Origin of the sequence: Pseudomonas cichorii (assembly GCF_018343775.1) — a bacterium.
Taxonomy (GTDB): Bacteria; Pseudomonadota; Gammaproteobacteria; order Pseudomonadales; family Pseudomonadaceae; genus Aquipseudomonas; species Aquipseudomonas cichorii.
Window position 1 is genome coordinate 2369164 of the sequence record NZ_CP074349.1, and the last position, 25310, is coordinate 2394473.

The following is a 25310-nucleotide window of genomic DNA, read 5'->3' on the forward strand; positions in this document are numbered from 1 at the left end:
TCAGGCCATCTCCGCTTGGCGCAGCCGGGTATCGATGCGCTGCACGTCTTGGTTGGGTTTTCTACGCAAGCCACCGTTCCAGTTCAGGGTTGGTGGATTCTCGCGATTCATGACCATCGGTTCTGCGCCTGACACCAGCAGGGTCAGCGAGCAGTCCAGATCGGGGCCGAAATACAGCGCAGCCATGCTTGCCAGTTGCTGATGGGCTTCGCCGTCGGGCAGCAGGCGTCTGGCCTGTTCGTTTTGCAACGGGCCGATCGTCAGGCGAATGCCGGCATGCTCATCCCAGACGCGGGTCCCGGCAATGGCGGTGCTGCCCAGTTTCAGGTTGCGGCCACCGGGTTTCAGGAGGCTGCGACTGGCTGGCGGAATGCTGCGCCATGCGCCTTCGTAGGCGCTGATCTGTACCGGCAGCCCGAAATGCTGGCGCACGATGGCGGCGAAACCGGCAATTGAACGACGACCACCCGAGTACAAGGCGCTGCGTGCCATGATCGCAGCGTCGGGCAGTGCCTGGCGTTCCTGCAATGATTTGGGCAGCAAGCCGGTCAGTGCGCGTAGCTGCGCTTGCACCGGGCTGGCCGAAGGCACCGAGAACCCCAGCGCCACGCGATGCTTGCGCAGCACCCGATAGAGCAGGCTGAGCAGGCGATGCTGGAACAGGTCGAGAAATTCGCCTGGCGCATGATCCTTGGCGCGGGCACGTTGTTGCAGCCATTCCTGAAAGGCGTACGGCAAAGGACCGTCGGGCCCGCCCAAACCAAAGATCGGCGTCGTCAGTACCGGTTGCTGACCGGGTTCCTGTGTCAGGTTCTCGACTTCGCTGGAGGCAAACAAGGGCGTCAGCGGGCCGCGCAGGCGGATGGCTTCGGCCTGGGGCGAGGTGCCAGTGCCCAATGGCGAAGCCTGCGGGTGCTCGCGCTCCAGAATCAGCAAGGCCTGCAACAGCTCGAAAGCCTGTGGCTCCTTGCGCAAGACCTCGCTTAGAGGGACAGGGGCATGCCGGCCTGGGGTTGCCATGTCTTGACCTCCTTGTCCGAGTTGACCAGCACCGTACGCACGAAGCGGTTGGCCGTGGCGTAAAGCGAGAAGAATTGCGCCAGCACTGCCGAGAACAGCACGGCGCTATTGCCGACGAAGTGTTCCGGGTCCAGTTGCAGGCTGACTTCCAGCCCGTTGCGCCAGCCGCGCCAGGCATCTTCACCGACTTGGGCGATGACCCGTTCACAGGTTATTTTTTGCAGGCCTTCGATCTGCCGACGGGCACTGGCCTCGTCGCGCAGGTTATGCAGGCTGAGGATTTCCTTGAGGGCTTCCAGCGCCTTGGGACCTTCCACCAGCGACAGATGGTTGAGGTTCAGTTGCGAAATCAGCCGCCAGCGCGATTCACCACCCAGTTGAGGGATGCTTTGTGAGCTTGGTGGGTTGATCAGGCTGGCCCTGGCCACCGGGCCGGGTCGCTCGAAACTCAGTGGAGTACCTGCGCTCAGGCTTTGGGCCAGATGGCGATTGGTGCAAAGCAGTTCGGCTGTCAGGCTGTAGTCGGGCGCATCGAGCAGCGGGTCGAAGCGGGTGTCGACCAGACTGAGCATCAGGTCGCTGCCCAGTCGGTTGGGCGTCAGACCGCTGATGCGTCGGGCATGCCAGTAGAGGTTGCTGTCACCCAGGCTGTGCTGGCTGCCGTAATAGGCGGGCACCGGGCGTACACCCTGGGGCGAAGCGGCGCGCATGCCACGGATGCTGTGGATCTCGACGCTGTTCTCGCGATGGCTGTCGGCAATCAGGCGATATTCGCTTTGTGTACCGTCCGGGCGCAGCGGTTCGGAAGTTCGCGGGAACAGATTGATTGCCGGAGTACAGCCCAAGGCGAGATCGCTGGCTTGCAAGTGCAGGCGTGCCTGAGGGGCGCGATCAAAGACGATATACAGATAGAGCGTTCGCCCCTCGACATGGACCGTGTTCAACGGGATATCGAAGAAGTGGAATTTTTCCGGGAATGCAAAGTACTCGGCGAGCAGGCGCATGCCGGGATGTACGCCATCTTCTTCCGGCAGCAGGGCTTCGTCGTTGGCGAAACCGGCAATTTCCGGCAGGTCGCCATGGGCAACTGGCTGAGTGCCAGGCGCGCCGCTCAAGACCTTGACGGCATTTGCCCCCAGCAAGTCGTAAAGCGCGGCATTCACTACCGGCGAGGCGTCCAGATGCAGGCGCAGGTGTTCAATGCTCAGTTGTGCCCAGTCTGTGGTTTCACCCAGGCATTCCAGCGTCAGACGCAAGGCCGAGCGGGCCTGGAAGATGCCCGTCAGTGACTGGGCTTCCTCTGCATTGAGTAGCACGGCTTCGCTGATCTGAATGGGCCACAAGGTCACTTCGGCACTGGTGCGAAAGTGGATGCTTTCACCTTTGGTCGTGGTCACAAACAAGGGCGTGTCCCGGGGCAATGGATAGCCCGCTGCCAGATTGCCTTTGCTCGGGTCCGGCTCGAACCGCACGATGCTGCACGAGGGCAGGGGCCTGATGGCCAGCGGGTAAAGCTGTTCCAGCAGGGCGTTGCTGAATTCGTCGTAGTCGTCATCGAGGCGCCGTTGCAGGCGCGCAGCAAGCAGGGCGAAACCTTCCAGCAGGCGCTCGACATGCGGGTCCTGGCTTTCGCCGGGAGACAGTTCCAGGCGTTTGGCGACTTTGGGGTAGCGATTGGCGAATACACTGCCGGCATGTCTGAGCCAGGTCAGTTCGCGCTGGTAATAGTCGAGCAGTTGCGGGTCAATCGAATCGCTCATGCCTGACCTCCAGCCCGGCTTCCGAGGTCTGCACCGCGAATGCCACGGGCCATTCCTGACGGTCATGGCGCAGGGTGCCGCTCAGGCGTATATCCAGTTGCCGAGGGCGTCCGGTTACGGCTTGTACGTCCACACCGCTGAGGTGCAGTCGTGGCTCGAAATGAGTGATTGCTGCGCGGATTTCCCGTGTGATGCGGCGTCGGTCATCGCTGTTGCTGGCTTGCAGGGCACTCCAGTCGGCAATGCCGTAGTCGAGCAGGGTCGGTGGCGTGGTCATGTTCCCTGAAGCACGGCGGGTATTGAGCAGACGCACCAGTTCGGTTCGGACCGAGTCGGCCAGAGCCTGTCGGTCGAAAAACCTCGTGTGCTGCGTCTGCTCCTCGCTGAAAGCCAGGCGCTCGAATAGCGGCGGACGAATGCCTGTGCCTGGCATGGCGAGTTACCTTTCTCAGCTGGCTTTCTTGTTGGCGGCCAGGTCCCAGCTGGTGCCTGCCACGCCTTCCTTGGTGCCATCGTCTTTCTGGGCTGTCAGTTCCCATTTGATCTTGGTGAAGTTCAGCGAGATGGTTTCCACCGGCTTGCCGCCAGCACCGCCGCTGACGCTGACGTTGGACAGCACCACGTTGTCCAGGGTGTAGACAATGAACGGCATGATCTGACCGCTGCCTTCCGAGGCGTTGCGGCCAATGGTGATCTTGGCGGTGGTGATCGGCTTGCCCGCACAGCAGTAGCTGTTGAGGTTGGGCGTCGAGCTGTCGACGAACTTGGTCAGGGTGAACTCACCGACATGGGGTTTACCCGAAGTACGCTCCGAGTTGCTGACGTCGTTGGTCACTTGCATGGCAACGTTATGGCTGTAGGACATGATTTCGATCTTGTCCGTGAAGCCTTCCAGCATGCTGTCGCCTTTAATATCGTCACCCAGATCCAGAATGATCGCATCCATCGGGTGTAACTCCTGCAAATTGTCAAAAAGAAAGTGGGGGAGACGTCCTGCGAGCCAGGCCCGCAGGACTCAGGGTCAGGCTGCTACCGGCGGTGGCAGACTGGCGACCAGACGGATCGAGGCGGTCAGTTCTTCCAGTTGGAAGTGCGGACGCAGGAACACCGTGGCACGGTAGGCGCCAGGCTTGCCGGGAACCTCGGTGATGTCCACGCGCGCTTCACGCAGCGGGTACTGGGCCTTTATTTCCTGGGGCGCGTTGTCGTTGATCAGTACGTAATCTGCGATCCAGTTGTTCAGGTAGGTCTGAACGTTATCGCGGGTCATGAAGCTGCCGACCTTGTCGCGCATGATCACTTTCAGGTAGTGAGCGAAACGCGAGGCGGCGAGCACGTACGGCAACATCGCAGAAATCCGGGCGTTGGCGTTGGCTTCGTTGGTGTTGTAGAGCTTGGGCTTGTTGGTGGTCTGGCCGCCGAAGAACACAGCGACATCGCTGTTCTTCTTGTGGCAGAGCGAGATGAAACCCAGGTCATTGAGTTCTTTCTCGCGACGGTCGGTAATCGCCACTTCGGTCGGACACTTGAGTGAGATATCGCCCGAGGACGTGCGGAAGGTATGCGCTGGCAAGCCTTCAACCGCGCCACCGCCTTCAGCACCTCGAATCGCTGCGCACCAGCCGTATTTGGCGTAGGCCTCGGTGATGCGCTGGGACAGAGCCCAGGCCGCATTGCCCCACAGGTATTTGCTGTGGTCGGTGCCGGTGACGTCTTCCACGAAGTTCATGCCTTCCACCGGGCTGGTGTCCGGGCCGTAAGGCAGACGCAGCAGGAAGTTCGGCAGTACCAGCGAGACATAGCGCGAATCTTCGCTTTCGCGGAAGGAGCGCCACTTGATCAGTTCCTGGCTCTCGAACACTTTGGCCAGGTCACGAGGCACGGCCAGTTCGGTGAAGCTGCTCATGTCGAACAGGCGCGGGCTGGCGGCGGCAATGAACGGCGCGTGGGCGGCGGCTGCAACGTTGGACAGCTTCTCCAGCAGGCCGATGTCCTGCGGGTGACGGCCAAAGGTGTAGTCGCCCACCAGGACGCTGAACGGATGGCCACCGAAGGTGCCGTATTCTTCTTCGTAGATTTTCTTGAACAGCGCGCTCTGGTCGAACTCGACAGCCTTCTCCAGATCCGTCTGCAGTTCTTTCTGCGAGACGTTGAGCAGGCGCAGTTTCAGGCGGGTGCTGGTTTCGGTGTTCTGCACCAGTGAGTGCAGGCCGCGCCATGATGCTTCGAGCTTTTGCAGGTCCTCGTGATGGAGGATCTCGTTGAGCTGGTCGCTGATCAGCGAGTCGATCTGGCTGATGCGGTCGTTGATCATGGCGACGGTGTCTTTATCGATCGCCATGCCTTCATCAAGGACCTGGGTGGCGAACTCGGCAAGCATGTCGCGAGCGTAACCTTGCTGGCTGTCGTCATGCGCCATGCGGCCTTCGGCGATGATCTTGTCCAGCAGGGACAATGTCTGGGTTGAGCCTTCGCTGCCTTGATTCTCAGCGCTGGTTGATGTGGCCATGGTTAATCCTCAGCGAATGGGTGGGCAATGACAATCAGGCTTGCGGCTCGGCAGGCGACTCTTCGGCTGTGCCGGTACCTGCTTGTGGCGCTCCCGTTTCGCTTTCAGGACGGGCTGATTTGATCTGTTGCAGACCTTCGGTATTGGCGACGACTTCCTGAAGCAGCTTGTCCAGATCGTCATTGCCGTCGAGCTTGGTCAGCAGGTCACGAAGACGCTGACGGGCTTCGAGCAGGCGACGCAGAGGCGTGACTTGCTTGACCAGGTTGATGGGATCGAAATCGTCGATATGGCCGAAGCGCAGTTCGACGTTGAGCTTGCTGTCGTCGCCGCTGAGGGTGTTGTCGACCTGGATGGCCGCACGTGGAGCGATGGAGGCGAGCACTTCGTTGAAGTTGTCGCGATCGATTTCAACGAAACGTCGATCGATCAGTTTTGCAGGAGGAGCATCAGGTTTGCCTGACAGGTCGGCCAGAATGCCGACTACAAGTGGCAGTTCCTTTTTCTCGATGGCATTACCGATTTCTACGTCGTAGGTGATCTGAACACGAGGCGGGCGAACCCTGTCTAGCTTGTGCTGAGTACTCTCGGCCATGGTGGCTGAACTCCGATGCATAAGGCGGGCGCAATGCAACGGTTTCCCAATGCTCGCATTCCCTTGCTTGACCGCAGAACAGATCCGCACGGATCTATTTCTGCAATCGTCTAAATTCGTCATGGTGGCGAATTGGCCTTGATGCTATAACAGGAACGCCCAAAAGCAATACAAAATTTTTCTTGGACAATCATGATCGTAAAACAGTTCAAATACCGACAATGGATTGCCGTATTGATGGCTGTTTTCACGCTCACGGGTTGTTCGTTTTTGGATCCAAAAGTAAGTGTCGACTCACTCGTCCTGGACGTAGCCCTGCGCGCCAACGATGACTCGCCTGTCGCTGTCGATTTCATCTCCGTCAATGACCCCGACCTGCTCAATAAACTGTCCGGCCTGACCGCCAGCCAGTGGTTCAGCGAGCGTGAACAATACCGCCGCGATTACCGCCAGCTCATGGCTGTCTGGGGCATGGAGCTGGTGCCGGGGCAACTGATCGAATCGGGTACTTTCCCGCTGGACGGTAAGCCCTCCATGGGGCTGCTGGTTTTTGCCAATTACAATACGCCCGGCGCGCACCGCCTGCGGCTCGATGGTCAGCGCAGGATATGGCTGAAATTCGATAGCCGGGAAATGACGCTGTTCGACGAAAATGTTCATTGAGTATTGCGTCGCACTGACCATGCGCCACACACAGGATGTCAAGGAAACTTTATGAGCGTGCTACCTGATGCAGTCTGCTGGCACGAAGGCATGCAATTGCTGCCCCAGCATTTTCAGTTGCAAGGCTTGCGGTCCGAAGCGCTGGCAGCCCATCTGGCCCAGGCATCGAACCCTTGGTACTGGGGTGTTTCGAATCTTGATCTGGATCCTTCGGCCCTGTTTGCCGGGCAGGTTCGCATCCTGGCGCTGGACGCCACCTTGCCTGATGGCATGCCCCTGAGCATTCGTGCCGGATCCGGGCCGATGGTGGAACTTGATATCAATGAGGCGGCTGCAGCATCCGCCACTTCGACCGTGATGGTCTATCTGGCGATCAGCCCCTTGTGGCGCGCCGGTCAGTTGTTGCCGCTCAAGGGCCGCCTGCAATCGGTGCTCGGCGATTCGCTGCCGGATCTGGCCAGTGGCGAGAACCCGGAAACCATCACTGTCTGGCGACCCAATCCACGGTTGGTCACCGAGGCCAACAGGGCCGACTCCATCTGCCTGCCTCTGCTGCATGTGCGTAAAGAAGGTGGCGGTTTCGTTCAATTGCCCTATGTCGCGCCGACACCGTTGATCCTGCCTGAGTCCTTGTTGGGGCGTCGCGTGGCCGAGTTGTGCGCCCGCACCCGTGAAAAATGCATGTTTCTGGCCGGACGTTTGCGTCAGGCCCAGCAGGCGGGTAATCAGGACGATGCCGAGGAAATCCGTCTGCAATCCGCTGCGCTCTGGGCCAGATTGCCCGAGGTGGAAGGTGCCTTGAGCAGCCGGGTCGCCACGGCCCAGGGGCTGCATGGGCTGTTGCTCGGAATGACCGGTAGCTGGTCGGTACTGGACCCGGTTTCGGGTGTGCCTGCTTATGCGCCGCTGGACTTTCTCGATCTGTATCGCGGCTACGATCAGGTGCTGACCTGGCTGGAGCGCACTCTGGAGCAGGTGCGAGTCGGCTTTCGCAGCGTGCCTTTCGAGCAGGCCGACCATGTCTTTTCCATTACGCTGCCCGAGCAGAAACCTCGCCAAAGACTGGTGGTCGGCTTGCGCATGCCGGCCGGTGCGGCTGCGCAGGCAGCAACCGACTGGCTGGGCAGGGCAATCATCGCTTCCGGGCCGCACATTCCGGTGCTGGCACGCCAGCGCATGAGCGGTTTGTCCCATCAGGCGATGAGTCGTCAGGAACAGGTTGCCTACAGCATGGGCGATGACACGCGGCTGTTTGTCATCCAGGCCAGTGGCGAGTGGTTCGACCCGACGCAGCCGTTACACATCGTTTCATCCATTTCAGGAGGCGCGGTCAGCCCCTGGCAAGTCGTTCTGTTCATCGACAAAACCACCAACGAATCCGCCTGAGTACGGTAGGGAAATCGTATGCCTGAAGGGAATGCCGTTTCGCGGGTGCGTGCCATGCAGGATGCGCCGTTGAGTAGCGCTTTTCGTGAGGCGTGGCAGCAATGGCTGACCGCCTGGAACGAACTGGACAAGAGTGGCGAAGATACCCCGAAGCTGGTCGAGACCGTGGCCGAACTGTCGACCCGGATCACGCGCCTACTGTGGCGCAATGCATTCTCCAATGTAGGGGATTCCGCGACTCAGCAAATGAAAGCCATGGTTTATGCCTTTGTCGCACTGGTGGATGAAACCCTGCTGTACGCTGACTGGTCAGGGCAGAGCGCCTGGCAGGAAAAGCCCCTTGAATCGCGCCTGTATTCAAGTCGCCAGGCCGGTCAGCGACTGCCACTGGAAATCAAGCGCTTGCTCGATGAGCAGGTTTCCACCAATCGGGATCTGGGCAACGTTTACCTGCTGTGCCTGATCCTCGGTTTTCACGGGCACTTGCGTGGGGAGCGCGGTCAGGCGCTGCACGAAAAATGGCGTCACGCGCTGTTTACCTTCACCCGCCAGCGCGAGCCGGATTACGCCAACGTCAGCCAGTTGCTGGCCGAACCTTCCAGCGTCGCGCCGCGCCAGTTGCCGTTGCGTAAATCATTGCCTGACGGCTTGCGTCTGGGGCTGGTGATTCTGGCGTTCACACTGTTGTTTATCGGTATCGGTCAATTGTTCTGGCATGACATCGGCCAGCGTCTGGAGCCGGTTCTGCATCTGGCGACACCTTTTGTGGTTGTGGAGAACCTGTCATGACGCTGGCCATGCTGGGCTGGGTGATCGGCATCGTTGTCGTCCTGCTGATTGTGCTGTTGTGCATCGGGTGGCTGCGTACCCGTGGCGGTGCGGCGATTCGCAGTTTCCATTTTGCCGTGCGCCAGATGGAGAAGGACCAGGGCGTGCGCGATCACTACCAGACTTCCTGGCTGTTGATGGTGGGCGATGAGGCTCAGGGCTCCCAGTTGTGCTCGGCCTGGAATCTTTCGCCAACGGACAAGCCCGCATGGTTTGGCCGTTGGTGGTCCGATCCCGAAGGCGCGGTGCTGGTTGTGCCGCAGTCGCTGTTCATGCCCGAAGAAGGCATGAAGCTTCAGGGTAACGGCTGGGCGAGCCTGCTGGGCCTGTTGCTGCGCATCCGTGGTCAGCGCCCGCTGGACGGGGTGATCTGGAACATCAGCGCAGCCGATCTTCTGGATGGCGAGCGTGCGGCCTCGCTTGGGCTGGCGGCGCGTCGGCGCTTTATCGATCTGCTGCAACGCCTTGGGCTCAGTGTGCCGGTGTATGTCGTGATCAACGGCATGGACGAGATTCCCGGCTTTCAGGATCTGGTCATGGCCTTGCCGCAGGACACCCGCCAGCAGATTCTGGGCTGGAGTTCGCCTTATGACCCGGAAATGGTCTGGCAATCCCAGTGGAGCGATACTGCGCTCGATTCCGTGGTGCAGGCACTTTCGGAAGCCATTGTTCAGGTGGGTGCGTTGTCGGGCCACTTGAGTGGTGAGCTGAGTTTCCTGCCCGAGCGTCTGAAGGATTTGCGCCGCTCTCTGCAAATGCTGCTGGAGCCGGTCTTTCAGGGCAATGCCCAGGGCGAGGCGGTATGTTTTCGGGGGCTGTACTTCACCGCGGATCAGGCATCGGCTCCGGGTCATGAAACTCTGTCGGCAACCGATGCGCCGCTCATGCAGAGCGTCTTCGCCTCAATGCTCTGGCAGCATCGCATCAATGCCGAGCGCGGCCTTGCGCAACCTGTGCCGCGCCTTTTGCATCTGCGTCGGCGCTGGCAGCGGGTCACGGCCATTGGTGCGCTGATCTTTGGCGTGATCTGGGTCATTTCCATGCTTTGGGTCTGGCGTTATTCGATCGATGAAGCCGACGAGCTGTCCCGCCTGTTGCAGGAAGCTCAGCGCAATTACGTGCAGGTCAACGATGACGCGCACCGTCAGGAACTGACCCGCAGCAATGTGCAGGCATTCTGGAATGTTCTGCAGAACGCGCCGCGTTGGCATTTCGCTTCTCCGGTTTATCCAAGCTCCTGGTTTTCCTCGCTGGATACCCGTCTGGACGGGGTATTGCGGCACATGTCCATGAGCCACATGCGCCAGCCTTTGCATGACTTGCTGCTGGCCCAGACCAACGAATTGCTGGCGATCACCGACAGTGACCGGCGCTCCGCTCAAGAGGGCGATGACCCAGCGCTATGGCAGAGTTACGTCAAAGCCAGGGATCTGGTAGAGCGGGCAACACGTCTGGAGCAGATGAGCAATCTGTACAGCCTGTCCTTCAGCAACCAGAAAACCCCGCTGGAAGAACTGGTGCCCCTGAGCAATAGCGCCTTGGGCCTGAATCTCAATGCGGGCACCTTGCATCGCGAGTCGTTCTACAACCGGCTGATGGTGGAGAAGGGCGCTTCATCTCTGCAACCGCTGGACCTTCTGGCTCATCGCAAGGAAGTGACCACCAACTTCACCAAGCTCATGGAGAAGTGGCTGGTTCAATATTACCGGGCGGACAACTTCATCACCGCCGCTGGTTATCTCAAGCTGCATCTGGAGCGTCTGGAGTCGAGTACCGAGAATGATCTTGAAGAACTGGAGCGCATCAAGGACCTGATTGACGATTTGCAGGCAGTCATCGACCTGACCAACGCCACCTGGAGCCGTGGCAAGGGGCAGGAACTGGTGCCTGGTTATCTGGCGATGATGGACAGTGTCAGGCAAAGCAAGTTGCTGGGGCCGCAGGTGGCCCAGGAGCTTGAAAGCCAGGCGGCCCAGTTGCAGCACAGTTTCAAGGGGCAATGGATCGCTCAGGGCGCCGCAAGCAATAGTCTGCTGACCCAGAGTGGCAGTGGGCAACTGACCTTGCAGGAGCGGGTTTCGCAACTGCATGCGGCCATCAATTCGTTGCTGCGCCGCGACTTCGTGGCCAGCGCGTTGCGTCAGGACGGCCGTGGTGAAAACGGGCCGGCGCAGCATATCGATAACGACGGCCTGAGCATCGCCCTGAATCACTACAACAGCTACAAGCTGTATGCCCGTGAAGAACTGCCGAATATTCCGGCCATGTATCGCCCGGCCATGTTGAGCACCGCCGAAGAGGCTGCCGCCGATTCCATGTGGTCGAGCCTGAGTACCCATGCGTCTTCGTCGGGATCTGAGGAGGACGCCCGGCTTTTCGATATCCGCACCGATCAGGCACTGGCGCTGCACAAGGCCTTTATCGAGCTCAAGCATCCCCAGCTCGCTATCAGCCTTCAGAACTACCTGAACCGGGTCGCACTGGCGGATATCTCGACGGCGACCGACATGGTGCTTGAACAACCGCTGTTCCGGGATCGTGCTGACATCAGTGAATGGGATGGCGGTAAGAACTTTGGTCTGCAATTGTTGCGAGCCACGGATGCCCAGGATCTCAAACGCGGTCTGGACCAGCAGTTCGCAGTGATCTCCAAGATCACCGAGCAACATGCACCGGCCGTGGAATGGCTGAAGACTCAGTTGCAGAACCTGCCTATGGTCAGCGTCGAGGAAGTGACCCGGTTTGCCTCTCTGAGTGAGGAAATGAACAAGTACAAGGCGCAGAACCCGTCGAGTTCTCCAGCCTTGATCACTCAGTTGCTCAGTCGTGACTTCAACGACATGGACGAGAACACTTGCCTGGGCATCTTGCAGTCGGCCAATGTGCCGGTCAGTACCGGGCAGTTGACTCAGCGTTGGCTGACCTTGCAACAAGGGGCTCTGCGCCGTTGCCAGCTCTTGCAACAGCAGCAGGGCACCGCCGCCTGGAACGCACTGGCCAGTTACTTCAATCAATACCTGTCGGGGCGTTTCCCCTTCGCCCATGACTTGAGCGCGGCGGATGCCGACCCGGCGCGTGTTCAGCACTTCCTGACCCTGATCGACGAGCGATTGCCTCAGGCTCAGGACGGGCTCAAGAATGCCCAGTCCCGCGACCGCGCGGCGGCTGCCGAGTTTCTTGAACGCCTGAAGCTGGCCCGACCCTGGCTTGGTGCTCTGCTGCTGCGCGACAAGGCCGGTCTGGTGGGCGCGGACATGGAAATCCAGTGGCGCACCGATCGTGACAGTGAGCGTGGTGCCGATCAGGTCATCAGCTGGAAACTGGTTTCAGGGAACCGTGAAATCAGCTATCCGGGCCAGGCGCAGCAGGTCCTGCACTGGAATGTCGGTCAGCCGCTGAGCCTGATCCTGCGCTGGGCCCGGGATGGCACTCAGCGTCCGGTCAACGATCCATTGCAGCCCGACTTGCGTGTCAGCGGGCTGGAAGCCGAGTGGCAATACCTTGGGCCGTGGTCGTTGCTGCGCCTGATGAGCGCCCATGTGTCGGTGCAACGTCAGCCCAACGTCGATTACACGGAATTCCCGCTGTCGCTTGAAGTGCCGGTCCATGCGCCGGCCAATGAAGAAAACCAGACCCTGATGTTCGTGCGCCTGTCGTTGATGAGCCAGGGCGGCAAGGCCCCGTTGTCGATTCAACCCTTGCCGGTGCAGGCACCTCGCTCGCCATTCGGCTCGGCCCCTCGTTCTGTAGTTGATGCTGGAGTGTATCGATGAGTCAGCTTTCGTCACGGGTCAGCGAACTGCTGGAGCCCCTGTTTGGTCACTCGCCCTGCGGCGTAAACCTGCGCCACGAGCCTATCTACGATCGCTTGCGACAGTTGCGTCGCGAAGACGATGCAAGTTTGCCGATGGGCGTCTGGCAGGCGGACATCAAACGGGCCGACTGGGGGCAGGTGGAATCCATTGCGACCTCGGTACTGCTCAAGGAAAGCAAGGACCTGATGATCGCCGCCTGGCTGGGCGAAGCCTGGCTGCACAAGGATGCCAGGCCGGGAATCATTGATGCGTTGAGCCTGCTGATCGGCTTGTGCGAGCGCTATCCGCAGGAGTTGCACCCACAACCCGCCGATGGTGACTTGTCATGGCGAGCGACGCCCCTTGAGTGGATCGTGCGTCGCTATACCGAACTGCTGCGCACGCAATTCCAGTTGTTCGAGAGTCGGGAAGGCGAGTTTACCGGTTATGTTCTGAGTGACTGGCAGCAACTGCAACGCAACCGAGTGCAGGTCAACGACAGCAAGGCATCCAAAATAGCGGCCGAAAACGCTGCCGGCGACCAGGCCCGAATCAATGAACGGGTACGTGCCACGCCGGTTGCCTGGTGGTTGAGCAGCTTTGAAGTCACCCAGGCGGCGTTGCAGAAACTGGAGGCGCTGGACAACTGGAGCACTCAGTACTTTGCCGAGGATGGCCCGTCGTACGCGCCCCTGAAACAGACGCTGGTATCCCTGGCGTCACTGTTCAAGGAATTCATCGCCATGCACCCCCCGCAACCCTTGCCGCCGGAAACCGAAGAGGCCCCAGCCGACATGACGCTTGATACCCCGCTTGAGTCGAACGCCGGAGCACGAGCCTTCAGCGAGCCACGCAATCGTGAAGAGGCCTATCGGCAATTACTGTTGATTGCCGATTATCTGGCCCGCAACGAACCCCACAGCCCGGTGCCTTACCTGATCCGCAAAGGCGTGGAGTGGGGCAACAAACCCCTCAAGGAACTGCTTTCGGAACTGATTACATCCGATGCCGAGGCAAGAAGGGTCTGGGCGTTGTTGGGGGTGCTTTAGAGGCGGGGCGATAAACGCTGTATTCGTGGAGCAGTCCGTTTCCAGTATGCGTTGACGTGTTCATCGTCTTGTCCGTATGCCCGGACTGTTCATGCGTTCGAGTGCCTGGCTGTTTCGAGAAACGTGCAGCAGTCTGCTCAGTAGGGACTGAATTTATAGCTTTTTTTCTTTATGCGGCCGGTGCCACGAATGATGCCATATAGGGATTTGCTGTCATCATCGTTTATCCGTGCGCGCTTGTCGCTGTTGTGCTTGGCGCTGATGAGCATGGCGTTGCTATAGGAGGCGGCTCCGCTGGCAGACTTGGGAATCACGTGATCGACCTGAGGCGTCAGGTCATGCCCGCCTTCGACCAGCAGACCCAGTGGCTGGCCCGGTATGCGATATCTGTCGGTGTGTACAGGGTCGTTCGGTGAGTCGCTTATCAGGAATCCGTCATTGAGTACGCGATTGACTGCGCGGATGGTTGCGATCTGTGAGCTTGTGAATTCTGAGGCCTGAGCCAGTATTAGGCCGTTGTTCCAATGCTCAAGCGCTTGCGGGTAGTCCTTGACGGCTTTCCACTCTGCATAATCGAGGAAGGCGTATGGCTTGGCTGCGGTGGGGAATAGGGGCATGCGTCGATAGGAAGGAAAATCTGCGGTACTGAGATAGTCCTTGATATCCCAGCCCAGATTTGTCATTTCGGCAATAAGCGCCAGATATTCAGCCTTCTTGATCGGGTCGGCACCGCTGACGACCGGTACCGGTTTGGTGTGAGTAATAGGCCATGTGTGGGTGCGTCCCGTCTGCAGGCCATTCATGACTCTCACTGTGATCATAAACATTGTGGGCACACGCTGATCCTCGGCAGGATCAATGGCGTAATCGCAGACGATGGTGACTTCGCAGTTGCCACCGGCGGCGTTGACCCATATTTCGAGCTCACGTTCAAATTGGCGCCAGATACCGCCAGAGTTGAACGCCCCATACATCGGGACCAGATTTCCCGAGTGTTCGGGGCCGCCAAACTCCAGGGCGATCAAATGGCCGCGGTGACAGTCCTGATGTCGAGTGTCTGAAATGCCTGCCTCATACATTGAAAGAGGCAAGACATTATTGTCTCGTAGAGTCGGGGTATGCGGTTTGAACCCCGGGGACATCTCTGCGACGAGTCGCTTTACTCGCTGGCGCGTCCCTGCCTTGAAGTTCTCTGGCAGGGCACTGATGAAGTTGACGAAACGCATGATCCTTCCTTGGGTGAGCGGATTGCCGAGAGAGTGATGGCAAATCGTACATGTCGCATGGAGAGCGAAGCAAGACAGACTTGCCCGGGCATTGCCTGCCTCAATACGAAAAATCCCCGCCCAACTCTTCCTGCATCCACTCCAGAAATCGTTTCACCCTTGGAAAATTGGCATGTGCCTTGGGGAATACCAGATGGTGAGCGGTAATCGGCGCGCTCAGTGCCTCTGGTGATACAACCACCAGATCGCCTCTGGCCAGATACTTCTGGGCCAGCAGGGTGCTTTCCAGGGCAAAGCCAAGACCCTGGCTGGCGGCTTCGAGGGCCATGTAGGAGCGGTCGAAACTCAGCGGGTAGGGCTTTTCCGGGCGGGAAAGGCCGTGCCGGGCAAACCATTGTGGCCATTTGATAAGCGTTGCTTCGGACAGAATCAGCGGGCTGCCGCGCAGGTCTGCTGCACTATGGATGGGACTCCTGTGCAGCAGGGCAGGTGAGGCCATGACCGCGATCTGTTCGTTGCGCACCGTGCGCACTTCCAGCGTTGGCCAGTCGGGCAGCCCATGGCGAATGTCCACATCGATCTTGTCGCGGCTGAAATGCAGGGATTCGTAGGAACACGACAGATTCAACTGAATATCGGGGTTACTCTGGCGAAACTTTTCCAGGCGCGGCATCAACCACAGAAAGCCGAAGCTGGGTGCTGAATGCAGCCGCAGGCAGTCCAGGCTGATATCACTGGCAGCCCGTTCGGTGGCCACGGCGAAGCTGTGCAGTATCCCTGAAATTTCCGACAGGTATTGTTCGCCCACAGGTGTCAGGCTTACGCCTCTTGCCGTGCGCAGGAACAACTGGCGACCGATCATCGATTCCAGTTTGGCCAGTTGATGGCTCACAGCCGAGGGCGTCAGGTTGAGCTGTTCGGCGGCTCGCGCCACATTGCCGAAGCGGGCAGTCTGTTCAAAGGCTTGAATGGCCTTGAGCGGTGGCAGATTGAGTGAAGGGTCGCCTGGGGTATGCATGCTGTTTCCGGCCTTGCTCAGCTTTTCTTTGCACTCAAATATCACTCATTCATTTCCCGAGTGCTGATTTTTTTTCAGCACTTGCTGAAAGTCGCGTTATTGCTCAGCTCCGGGGTGGGGCACAAGCTGGGCCATCGATTCGACACGGGTCGATCCAATAAAAACAATTCAGGAGAACCCTGCCCATGATTCTTCAAGACAAGATTGCAATCATTACCGGCGCCGCCTCTGCACGCGGCATTGGTCGAGCCACTGCTGTCACGTTCGCCCAACAGGGCGCCCGCGTGGTCATTCTGGATCTGGATGAGTCTGCCGCCCGTGACGCTGCCGCCTCTCTGGGCGAAGGCCATCTGGGGCTGGCCGCCAACGTGGCGGACGAAGCCCATGTCTCTCAGGCCGTTGCCCGCGTTCTGGAACACTTCGGCCGCATCGACGTGCTGGTCAACAACGCTGGCATCACTCAGCCACTCAAGACCCTCGACATCGGTCGCAGCGATTACGACAAGGTGCTGGATGTCAGCCTGCGTGGCACATTGCTCATGTCCCAGGCCGTGATCCCGGCCATGCGCAAGCAGGCCAGCGGCAGCATTGTGTGCATGTCTTCGGTTTCCGCCCAGCGTGGCGGCGGTATCTTTGGCGGTCCTCACTACAGCGCAGCCAAGGCCGGTGTGCTGGGGCTGGCCAAGGCCATGGCACGGGAGCTTGGGCCGGACAATGTGCGGGTCAACTCCATTGCGCCGGGCCTGATCCATACGGACATCACCGGCGGTCTGATGCAGGATGAGCGTCGCCACGCGATTATCGACGGCATTCCCCTCGGACGTCTGGGCGTGGCTCAGGATGTGGCCAATGCGGCACTGTTCCTGGCCAGCGATCTGTCTTCGTACCTGACCGGCATTACCCTGGATGTGAATGGCGGCATGCTGATTCACTAAACCGGGCGGGCCAATCCTGCCCGTACTGTTCTGTATCGATGATACCGCCGGGTCACGAGCCTGGCGGTCAATAAAAACAAGAGATCAGACCATCATGACAACGACCACCCTGTCTGCGGACGCGGTCACCACCGTGCGCTCCAACGCTTATCGCAAGACCGCCTGGCGACTGATGCCATTCCTGATGCTGTGCTACCTGTGCGCCTATCTGGATCGGGTCAACGTCGGCTTTGCCAAATTGCAGATGATGAACGACCTGGCCCTCAGTGAGGCGGTCTATGGCCTGGGTGCCGGCATGTTCTTCATCGGCTACTTCCTGTGCGAGGTGCCCAGCAACATCATCCTGCACCGTGTCGGCGCCCGGATCTGGATTGCCCGGATCATGATTACCTGGGGCATCATTTCGGGGCTTTTTGCCTTTGTGGAAACGGCCTGGCAGTTCTATGTCCTGCGTTTCTTGCTGGGGGTTGCCGAAGCGGGCCTGGCTCCCGGCCTGTTGCTGTACCTGACCTACTGGTTTCCGTCCTATCGTCGTGCGCGCATGACGGTGCTGTGGTTTGTCGCCATTCCGCTGTCGGGAATGATCGGCGGGCCGCTGTCGGGCTGGATCATGAACAGCTTTGCCGGTTACCAGGGTTGGGCTGGCTGGCAATGGATGTTCGTCATTGAGGCCATTCCCACCGTTGTGGTCGGCTTGATGGTACTGGGCTATCTCAAGGACGGCGTGCATCAGGCCACCTGGCTCAATGACGATGAAAAAGCGCTGGTGCTGCGCGAGCTTGAAGAAGACAACAGCCAGAAAGTCGTCCATGAATCCACAGGTGCCTTTATTCGCGACCGGCGTCTGTGGTTGCTGGCGGGCATCTACTTCTGCGTGGTCATGGGCCAGTACGCGATCACGTTCTGGTTGCCGACGCTGGTGCGTAATGCCGGGGTGTCCGACCCGTTGCACATCGGCCTGCTGAGCAGCGTGCCTTACATCTGCGCCATCTTCGCGATGCTGCTGATGGGGCGCAGCGGTGACAAGCACCGCGAGCGGCGCTGGCATCTGGTGATCCCGATGATCGCGGGTGCGGCTGGCTTGAGTCTGGCGGCCGTAATGGGCGGCAACCTGCTGTTGTCGATCATGAGCCTGTGCTTGGCCGCTGCCGGAATTCTGTCCGCGTCGTCGATGTTCTGGATGCTGCCCACCACCTTGCTGGGTGGCGTATCGGCGGCGGCAGGCATCGCGGCGGTCAACAGCTTTGCCAACCTTGCCGGCTTCTGTTCCCCCTATCTGATCGGCTGGATCACGACCACTACAGGCTCCAGTGCCATTGGCATGTACCTGATTACAGGCGTGCTGGTCTTTGGTGCCTTTCTGGTGCTGCGTGTCCCGGCTGCACTGGTCAACCGCTAAGTTGAGGAGTTTTTCTGATGACTGCTACTGATTTACAAACCGGCACCCTGACACTGGCGCAGCGTGCCCACAACATTCGTCGCAATGCCTTGCGCATGGGGCAGGTTCAAGGCCAGGGCTATGTCGGCCAGGCGCTCGGCGCTGCCGACCTGCTGGCGGTGTCCTACTTCCATTCCATGAACCATCGGCCCGAAGATCCGGAGTGGGAGGGCAGGGACCGTTTTTACCTGTCCATCGGCCACTATGCGATTGCCTTGTATGCCGCATTGATCGAGGCCGGAATCATTCCTGCCGATGAGCTGGAAACCTACGGCTCCGATGACAGCCGACTGCCCATGTCAGGCATGGCGGCCTATACACCGGGCATGGAAATCACCGGTGGCTCACTGGGCCACGGGCTGGGTATCGCTGTGGGAGCCTGCCTGGGGCTCAAGCGCAAGGAGTCGTCTTCTTTCGTCTACAACCTGCTGTCCGACGGCGAACTGAATGAAGGTTCCACCTGGGAAGCGGTGATGTCCGCCTCCCACTGGAAGCTCGATAACCTGATTGCCATTGTCGATGTGAACAACCAGCAGGCCGACGGCCATTCCAGCGAAATCCTGGCGTTTGAGCCCATCGTCGACCGCTGGCAGGCCTTTGGCTGGTTTACCCAGCGGGTCGATGGCAATGACCTGGAGGCGCTGGTCAAGGCCTTCGATGCGGCGCGCAACCATAGCGCAGCACAGCCGCGGGTCATCATTTGCGATACCCGCATGGGCAAGGGCGTTCCGTTTCTGGAAACCCGTGAAAAGACCCACTTCATTCGTGTCGATGAGCACGAGTGGGATGTCGCACTGGACAATCTGGACGCTGGGAGAACCGTATGAGCACTTTGAAAAACAACGCGCCTAGCAGCGAAGCGCCGAAGAAACGCCTCACCACTTCGGCCATGATCGCCTCGATTGCCTCCGAAGGGCAGGCGACCCGTTCGGCTCCCTTTGGTCATGCCCTGGCGGCTCTGGCCGATCAGCGTCAGGACATTGTCGGGCTGTCTGCCGACCTGTCGAAATACACGGACCTGCATATCTTCGCCAAGGCCCATCCCGAGCGTTTCTACCAGATGGGCATGGCCGAACAGTTGCTGATGAGCGCCGCAGCGGGTATGGCCCGGGAAGGCTTCGTGCCGTTTGCGACTACCTATGCGGTGTTCGCCTCGCGTCGTGCCTATGACTTTATCTGCATGGCGATTGCCGAAGAGAACCTGAACGTCAAGATCGTCTGTGGCTTGCCGGGCCTGACCACTGGCTACGGCCCAAGCCATCAGGCCACCGATGATCTGGCGATCTTTCGCGCCATGCCGAACCTGATGATCGTCGACCCTTGCGATGCACTGGAAATCGAACAGGCCGTACCCGCCATTGCCGCCCACCAAGGCCCGGTCTATATGCGCCTGCTGCGTGGCAACGTGCCTCTGGTGCTGGACGAGTACGGCTATACCTTCGAGCTGGGCAAGGCGAAAACCCTCAGGACCGGTAACGATGTGCTGATCATTTCCACGGGCCTGATGACCATGCGCGCCCTTGAGGCTGCCAAACAGCTTCAGGCCGATGGCGTGGACGTGGCGGTATTGCATGTCCCGACCATCAAGCCGCTGGATGAACAGACCATCCTGGCCGAGGCACGCAAACCGGGCCGACTGGTGGTGACGGCTGAAAACCACTCGATCATCGGTGGCCTGGGCGAAGCAGTGGCGGGTGTGCTGCTGCGCAACGGCGTAACCCCGACCTTCCGGCAGATTGCCCTGCCGGATGCCTTCCTGGATGCCGGAGCCTTGCCGACGCTTCATGACCGTTACGGAATTTCAACCAACGCGGTGAGCCAGCAGATAAAGGCCTGGCTCTAGGCAAGCAGCGCGCTTGCCCGGGGCAGGCGCGCTTTACAGGCTGGCATGCCGATGCAAAGGTCGGTTGCCACCCAGCTTGCGCATCGCGACATAGAACACCGGGGTCAGTAAAAGCCCGAAGAACGTCACGCCAATCATCCCCGCAAACACCGTAACCCCCATGACATAGCGAACTTCTGAACCCGCACCTGTCGAGTAAAGCAACGGCAATACGCCCATGATGAATGCCACGGATGTCATGAGAATCGGGCGCAATCGCAGGCGGCAGGATTCGATGGCGGCCTGGAGTGGTGAGCGGCCATTGAATTCAAGTTCCCGAGCGAACTCCACGATCAGAATGGCATTTTTCGCTGAAAGCCCTACCAGAACCATCAGGCCGATCTGCGTGAAGATATTGTTGTCGCCCTCTGTCAGCCACACTCCGGTGAGTGCCGACAAGAGCGCCATGGGCACGATGAGGATAATTGCCATCGGCAAGGCCAGACTTTCATAAAGCGCGGCCAGTACCAGGAACACCAGCAGGACAGCCAGCGGGAACAGCCACCAGCCGCTGCTGCCCGCAAGAATTTCCTGATAGGTGAGGTCGGTCCACTCGAACGCTATGCCTGGCGGTAGCGTCTGGGCGGCAACTCTTTCCACGGCCTCGCGAGCCTGGCTGCTTGAATAACCAGCAGCGGCGGCTCCACTGACATCGGCGCTGGGGTAACCGTTGTAGCGCATTGCCCGTTCCGGCCCATAGCCGGGCTGGATCGACAGCAAGGTTTCCAGAGGAATCATTTCACCGCTTTGCGACCGCACCCGCAGTGCTCCGACATCCTCTGCCTGGGCGCGGAACTCGCCATCGGCTTGGGCGCGAACCGTGTAAGTGCGACCGAATTGAGTGAAGTCGTTTACGTAGAGGCTGCCCAGGTATATCTGCAATGTGCTGAAGATTTCATTGACCGGCACCCCCAGTTGCCTGGCCTTGACGCGGTCCACCTCCGCCCGCAATTGCGGAACGTTTACCTGAAAGCTCGAGAACATGCCGGTCAGTTCGGGCGCCTGAGAAGCTGCGGCGATGAAGCGCTTGGAGGCTTCGTCAAGCGCGGCATACCCGAGTGCTGCACGGTCCTCAAGCTGAAGCCTGAATCCGCCCGTCGTTCCGAGACCACGAACGGGAGGCGGGTTGAAAAGAATGATACGGGCCTCTTTGATTGCCGAAAACTCGCGGGCCAGCGCAGCAGAAATTGCCCTGGCGCTATGGGCTTCACCTACACGTTCGTCGAAGGGCTTGAGGTTGATAAAGGCAATGCCCGCATTGGAGCTGTTCGTGAAGCCGTTCACCGACATGCCGGGAAAGGCCAGCGATGCGCGAACATCCGGGTGGCGCAAGGCAATGTCGCTGGCTTGCCTCACGACTTTCTCTGTACGGTCCAGGGTTGCGCCATCGGGCAACTGGATAACCGCAAGCAGATAGGTCCTGTCCTGAGCCGGCACAAAACCGGCTGGCACGGTGCGAAACAGCAGCACGGTGACGCCCACAAGCAGCATGTAGATCAGCAGAAGCGATCCCTTGTGTGTCAGAGCTGTACGCACACTAGTGCCATAACCTTGCGCACCTCTGCTGAACAGCCGGTTGAACCCATGGAAGAATCGACCGAGAAATCGGTCCATGACCCGTGTCAGCCAGTCCTTGGGTGCATCATGGGACTTGAGCAGCAGGGCGGCCATGGCCGGAGACAATGTCAGGGAATTGAAGGCCGAAATCACCGTCGATATGGCGATTGTCAGGGCGAACTGACGATAGAACTGGCCGCTGAGCCCACTACTGAAAGCCAGGGGCACGAATACCGCACACAGCACCAGTGCGATGGCAATGATCGGGCCCGAGACTTCACGCATGGCCTGATAACTGGCCTCCTTGGGCGTCAGGCCTGCTTCAATGTTGCGCTCCACGTTTTCCACGACGACGATTGCATCATCCACCACTATGCCAATGGCCAGCACCAGGCCGAACAGCGTCAGGGTGTTGATCGAGAAGCCAAAGGCCTGCATCACGGCAAAGGTGCCGATCACTGACACCGGAACGGCCAGCAAGGGAATGATGGAGGCACGCCATGTCTGGAGAAAGAGGATCACCACGAGCACCACCAGTGCGACCGCTTCCAGCAATGTGGTGGTTACAGCCTCGATGGAAGCGGTGACGAACTGCGTGGGGTCGAAAATAATCCGGTAGTCCACACCTTCAGGCATCTGCTGTTTCAGTTCGGCCATGATCCGTCGTACTTCGTTGCCGATTTCGACGGTGTTGGAGCCGGGAGCCTGTGTCACTAACAGCGCCGCAGCGGGCTGATTATCCATCAGTGCCCTGGCGGCATATTCGGCGCTGCCCAGTTCGATCCGGGCGATATCGCGCAGGTGAGTCACGGCACCGGTGGGGCTGGTGCGCACCACGATATTGCCGAACTCCTGAGTATCCTTGAGACGCCCCTGCACACTGATCGACATCTGTGTAACGACATCGCTCGGGCTGGGACTGGCACCGATGATGCCTGCCGCCGCCTGAAGGTTTTCCTGACGGATCGCGGTCACGACATCGCTTGGCGCCAGCCCGCGTTCACTCAGCTTCTGAGGGTCCAGCCAGATGCGCATTGCATATTCGCCAGCTCCACGCACCTGGATGCTTCCGACACCCTGAATACGGGTGAGCCGGTCGCGCACATTGAGGATCGCATAGTTGTTCAGGTAGGCCATGTCGTAGCGTTCACCCGGCGAATACAGGTGTACCACCATCGTCAGGTCGGGCGTGCTTTTTATGGTGGTTACGCCGAGCCGCTGGACCTCTTCGGGCAATCGGGTTTCCGCTTGCAGGACCCGGTTCTGAACCAGTTGCTGAGCCAGATTCGGGTCCGTTCCCAGCTGGAAGTTCACCGTCAGCGTCAGCAGGCCATCGGTTGTCGCCTGGCTGCTCATGTAGAGCATGTTCTCGACGCCGTTGATGGCTTCTTCCAGTGGCATGGCCACTGTCTGTGCAATGACTTCCGGGCTCGCACCCGGAAACCGGGCACTGACCACCACGGTCGGCGGGGCAACTTCCGGGTATTCGGACACCGGTAGCAATGGAATCGCGACCAGGCCTGCTACGACCACCAATATCGAAAGGACGGCGGCGAAGATGGGACGGTCGATGAAAAATCTTGAAATATTCATCTGGGCTTCAGATCTTGTTGGAGGCGAGGGATGAGCCGTTATCGATAACGGGTTGAGGCGTTACAAGCGCTCCGGGACGCACACGTTGCATACCATCGACAATGATGCGGTCGCCTTCAGCCAGCCCCGAGGTCACGATGCGTTGCGTATCGACCCGCGCTCCAAGCGAGATCTGCCTATAACTGACCTTGTTCTGGTCATCAAGGATAAGTACGTAACGTCGATCCTGATCCGTACCAATTGATCGTTCCTCTACCAGAATGGCCTCACGGGCTTGCACCTGTCCCATTTGCAAGCGGGCGAACTGGCCAGGCACAAGCTGCCCGTCTGGATTTGCCAGCACGGCGCGCATACGCACCGTGCCGCTTTGTGGGTCGATCTGGTTGTCGAGTAACTGCAAGCGGCCTTCGGTGGCCTGGAAGCCTTGGCCGGTGACGCGCACGGGAACATTGGCCAGTTGATCGCGCTGGGAGAATGTATCGAGCGCTCGCACGACCGCCTGTTCGTCTGCGTCAAAGCTCAGGTAAATCGGATCTACCGATACCAGAGTCGTCAGCACAGGACCTTCCGGGCCTGCGGCTACCAGATTCCCCGTAGTGACTTCGCGACGTCCGATCCGACCCGAAATAGGTGCTCGTACCTCGGTGTAGCCGAGGTTTATCTGCGCCAGCCGCAGGTTGGCCTGAGCGGCCTTCAACTGTGCATCAGCCTCCAGCGCCTCGTTTTCGCGCTGCTCCAGAATGTTCTGGGCAATGGCCCGGGCAGGCCACAGTTTTCGTGCTCGCTCGGCCTCACCCGAGGTGTAGAGCTTGCGTGCTCTGGCGGAGGCGACCTGAGCTTCTGCCTGTGCAACTGCGGCGGCATAGACCGCGGCGTCAATGGTCAGCAAAACATCCCCTTGCTTGACCAGTTGACCTTCTTGAAAACGGATTTCCTTGATCTGGCCAGCCACTTGAGGACGTATGAGCACGCGATCAACGGCTTCCAGGCGCCCTGAAAAATCGTCCCAGGTCCGTATCGTGTTCTTTTTTACCTGCATCATGGCGACAGCTACCGGAGCAGCCGCCGCTGCCGGCGGTGTGCTGGAGCCTGACAGCATCGGGGTGTACCAGACTGCAATACCTGCACTTGAAGCAAGGGCGATGAACAACAGGAGCCTGGGTACTCTCGCAACTCGAATGCTCATGGATATAGCTCCGTTGAGGGATTCATGGGACAGGGGGATTAAGGGGAAAAGCGGTAGCGGCGTGCGGATAGCGAACGGGGTATCAACTTCCTCTATTTCTTTCGATCGAACGGCTTTTGAATGGCAAGGGGTGAGTACGGCTGCCCATCGCGTTGACGATGGCATTACACAAGGCCCGCACGAAGGGTACGTAACTCACCTGGCCAGGCTGGCAGGCATTGAGGTCTTGATCGGCATCTATCAGGTGTACCGCGATTTGCCTGGGTAACAAGGACACGAGCGGCCAGCTATTGCGACTGGCATCCACCGGGTATGGGTGACTTGTGGTCGGGCCGATATCGCATGACGTCACAAGCGCTACGCCCATCAGGCAAGCGCCTTCAAGCTGTGAGCGCATGCGTCCTGGACTTTCAAGCGGGCCGAGGTCAGCAGCAATCACAGCTTCATGAATGATCAAGCGACCCTCATCACTCACCTCTACATCGAGTACCACCGCCATGTATGTCGATGAGTCGTAGTGTGCGGCGATGCCCTGTGCTCTTCCTTTTCGTGAAAGCTTGCCCCAGTGGCCTTTGTCCGCCGCTTCAGTGATGACATGGCGAAGTCGATCGGCATCGAAGGTCGATGGCTTCGATGCCTTGTCGATCAAGGCAAGCAGATAGTCTTTCTGATCGATATTGCCGCAAGCTGTCCTCTCTGCAACCGTGCGCTGCTCGGCAAATACGGACAGCAGAAAATTCTTCCTGCCCGGGTTACTGTCGGGCATGGATTGCCATTGGAATGAGGCAAGGACGCTGTCGTAGGTATCAGGGTGGCTCATGTGCGTTTCTCCTTCCGGCTGATGGCAAGAGGTTCTGCCAGACGCGACGCC

20 protein-coding genes are annotated in these 25310 nt (G+C 59.4%); 9 read left to right on the forward strand and 11 right to left on the reverse strand.

Features of this window, described 5'->3' with window-relative positions:
* The 6 genes from tssG to tssB form a co-directional block, all read right to left on the reverse strand.
* Complete coding sequence (tssG, locus tag KGD89_RS10535) at positions 1–1020, reverse strand: type VI secretion system baseplate subunit TssG (RefSeq protein WP_025259746.1); 1020 nt, start codon at positions 1018–1020, stop codon at positions 1–3.
* Positions 984–2780, reverse strand: coding sequence for a type VI secretion system baseplate subunit TssF (gene tssF, locus KGD89_RS10540; protein ID WP_025259747.1), 1797 nt, complete (start codon positions 2778–2780; stop codon positions 984–986). Before tssF ends, tssG begins: the two co-directional genes overlap by 37 nt.
* Positions 2764–3213 (reverse strand): type VI secretion system baseplate subunit TssE, encoded by a 450-nt coding sequence (gene tssE, locus KGD89_RS10545; RefSeq protein ID WP_025259748.1) that lies wholly within the window; start codon positions 3211–3213, stop codon positions 2764–2766. Before tssE ends, tssF begins: the two co-directional genes overlap by 17 nt.
* Before the next feature lie 15 nt (positions 3214–3228).
* Entirely contained in the window at positions 3229–3726 is a 498-nt protein-coding gene (locus tag KGD89_RS10550) for an Hcp family type VI secretion system effector (RefSeq protein WP_025259749.1), read from the reverse strand.
* 75 nt (positions 3727–3801) lie between these two features.
* Positions 3802–5289 (reverse strand): type VI secretion system contractile sheath large subunit, encoded by a 1488-nt coding sequence (tssC, locus tag KGD89_RS10555; RefSeq protein ID WP_025259750.1) that lies wholly within the window; start codon positions 5287–5289, stop codon positions 3802–3804.
* Positions 5290–5323: 34 nt separating this feature from the next.
* Positions 5324–5884: a type VI secretion system contractile sheath small subunit gene (tssB, locus tag KGD89_RS10560; RefSeq protein WP_025259751.1), complete on the reverse strand. Its 561-nt coding sequence runs from the start codon at positions 5882–5884 to the stop codon at positions 5324–5326.
* Between the two features lie 192 nt (positions 5885–6076).
* Here tssB and KGD89_RS10565 point away from each other — a divergent pair, with 192 nt between their 5' ends.
* Genes KGD89_RS10565 through tssA form a run of 5 tightly spaced genes read left to right on the forward strand, consistent with a single transcriptional unit; the run spans position 6077 to position 13604 of the window.
* Positions 6077–6547: a YajG family lipoprotein gene (locus KGD89_RS10565; RefSeq protein WP_025259752.1), complete on the forward strand. Its 471-nt coding sequence runs from the start codon at positions 6077–6079 to the stop codon at positions 6545–6547.
* Positions 6548–6598: 51 nt separating this feature from the next.
* Complete coding sequence (gene tssK / locus KGD89_RS10570; RefSeq protein ID WP_025259753.1) at positions 6599–7933, forward strand: type VI secretion system baseplate subunit TssK; 1335 nt, start codon at positions 6599–6601, stop codon at positions 7931–7933.
* Between the two features lie 18 nt (positions 7934–7951).
* Positions 7952–8722: a DotU family type IV/VI secretion system protein gene (locus KGD89_RS10575; RefSeq protein WP_025259754.1), complete on the forward strand. Its 771-nt coding sequence runs from the start codon at positions 7952–7954 to the stop codon at positions 8720–8722.
* Complete coding sequence (locus KGD89_RS10580; protein ID WP_025259755.1) at positions 8719–12534, forward strand: type VI secretion system protein; 3816 nt, start codon at positions 8719–8721, stop codon at positions 12532–12534. Before KGD89_RS10575 ends, KGD89_RS10580 begins: the two co-directional genes overlap by 4 nt.
* Complete coding sequence (tssA, locus tag KGD89_RS10585; RefSeq protein WP_025259756.1) at positions 12531–13604, forward strand: type VI secretion system protein TssA; 1074 nt, start codon at positions 12531–12533, stop codon at positions 13602–13604. The genes KGD89_RS10580 and tssA overlap by 4 nt, the downstream gene beginning before the upstream one ends.
* A gap of 137 nt (positions 13605–13741) precedes the next feature.
* Here the strand turns inward: tssA and KGD89_RS10590 are convergent, their stop codons facing one another.
* On the reverse strand, positions 13742–14830 hold the full coding sequence (locus KGD89_RS10590) for a DNA/RNA non-specific endonuclease (protein WP_025259757.1): 1089 nt from the start codon (positions 14828–14830) through the stop codon (positions 13742–13744).
* 100 nt (positions 14831–14930) lie between these two features.
* Positions 14931–15848 (reverse strand): LysR substrate-binding domain-containing protein, encoded by a 918-nt coding sequence (locus KGD89_RS10595; protein WP_213149633.1) that lies wholly within the window; start codon positions 15846–15848, stop codon positions 14931–14933.
* A gap of 185 nt (positions 15849–16033) precedes the next feature.
* On the opposite strand from KGD89_RS10595, the gene KGD89_RS10600 reads away from it, so the two are divergent.
* The 4 genes from KGD89_RS10600 (at position 16034) to KGD89_RS10615 (ending at position 20064) form a co-directional block, all read left to right on the forward strand.
* A complete protein-coding gene (locus KGD89_RS10600; RefSeq protein ID WP_025259759.1) occupies positions 16034–16783 on the forward strand; it encodes an SDR family NAD(P)-dependent oxidoreductase in 750 nt (249 codons plus the stop codon).
* 94 nt (positions 16784–16877) lie between these two features.
* Positions 16878–18182, forward strand: coding sequence for an MFS transporter (locus KGD89_RS10605; protein ID WP_038399806.1), 1305 nt, complete (start codon positions 16878–16880; stop codon positions 18180–18182).
* Positions 18183–18199: 17 nt separating this feature from the next.
* The gene (locus tag KGD89_RS10610) at positions 18200–19048 is read left to right on the forward strand and encodes a transketolase (RefSeq protein WP_025259761.1); all 849 of its coding nucleotides are present in this window, start codon (positions 18200–18202) and stop codon (positions 19046–19048) included.
* Positions 19045–20064, forward strand: a complete 1020-nt coding sequence (locus KGD89_RS10615) for a transketolase family protein (RefSeq protein WP_025259762.1) — start codon at positions 19045–19047, stop codon at positions 20062–20064. Before KGD89_RS10610 ends, KGD89_RS10615 begins: the two co-directional genes overlap by 4 nt.
* Positions 20065–20097: 33 nt before the next feature.
* On the opposite strand, the gene KGD89_RS10620 is transcribed toward KGD89_RS10615, so the two are convergent.
* From KGD89_RS10620 to KGD89_RS10630, 3 genes are all read right to left on the reverse strand, one after another.
* On the reverse strand, positions 20098–23253 hold the full coding sequence (locus KGD89_RS10620; RefSeq protein WP_051427725.1) for an efflux RND transporter permease subunit: 3156 nt from the start codon (positions 23251–23253) through the stop codon (positions 20098–20100).
* A 7-nt stretch (positions 23254–23260) separates the two neighbouring features.
* Entirely contained in the window at positions 23261–24439 is a 1179-nt protein-coding gene (locus KGD89_RS10625) for an efflux RND transporter periplasmic adaptor subunit (protein ID WP_025259763.1), read from the reverse strand.
* A gap of 82 nt (positions 24440–24521) precedes the next feature.
* A complete protein-coding gene (locus tag KGD89_RS10630) occupies positions 24522–25259 on the reverse strand; it encodes a hypothetical protein (RefSeq protein ID WP_025259764.1) in 738 nt (245 codons plus the stop codon).
* Between the last annotated feature and the right edge of the window lie 51 nt (positions 25260–25310).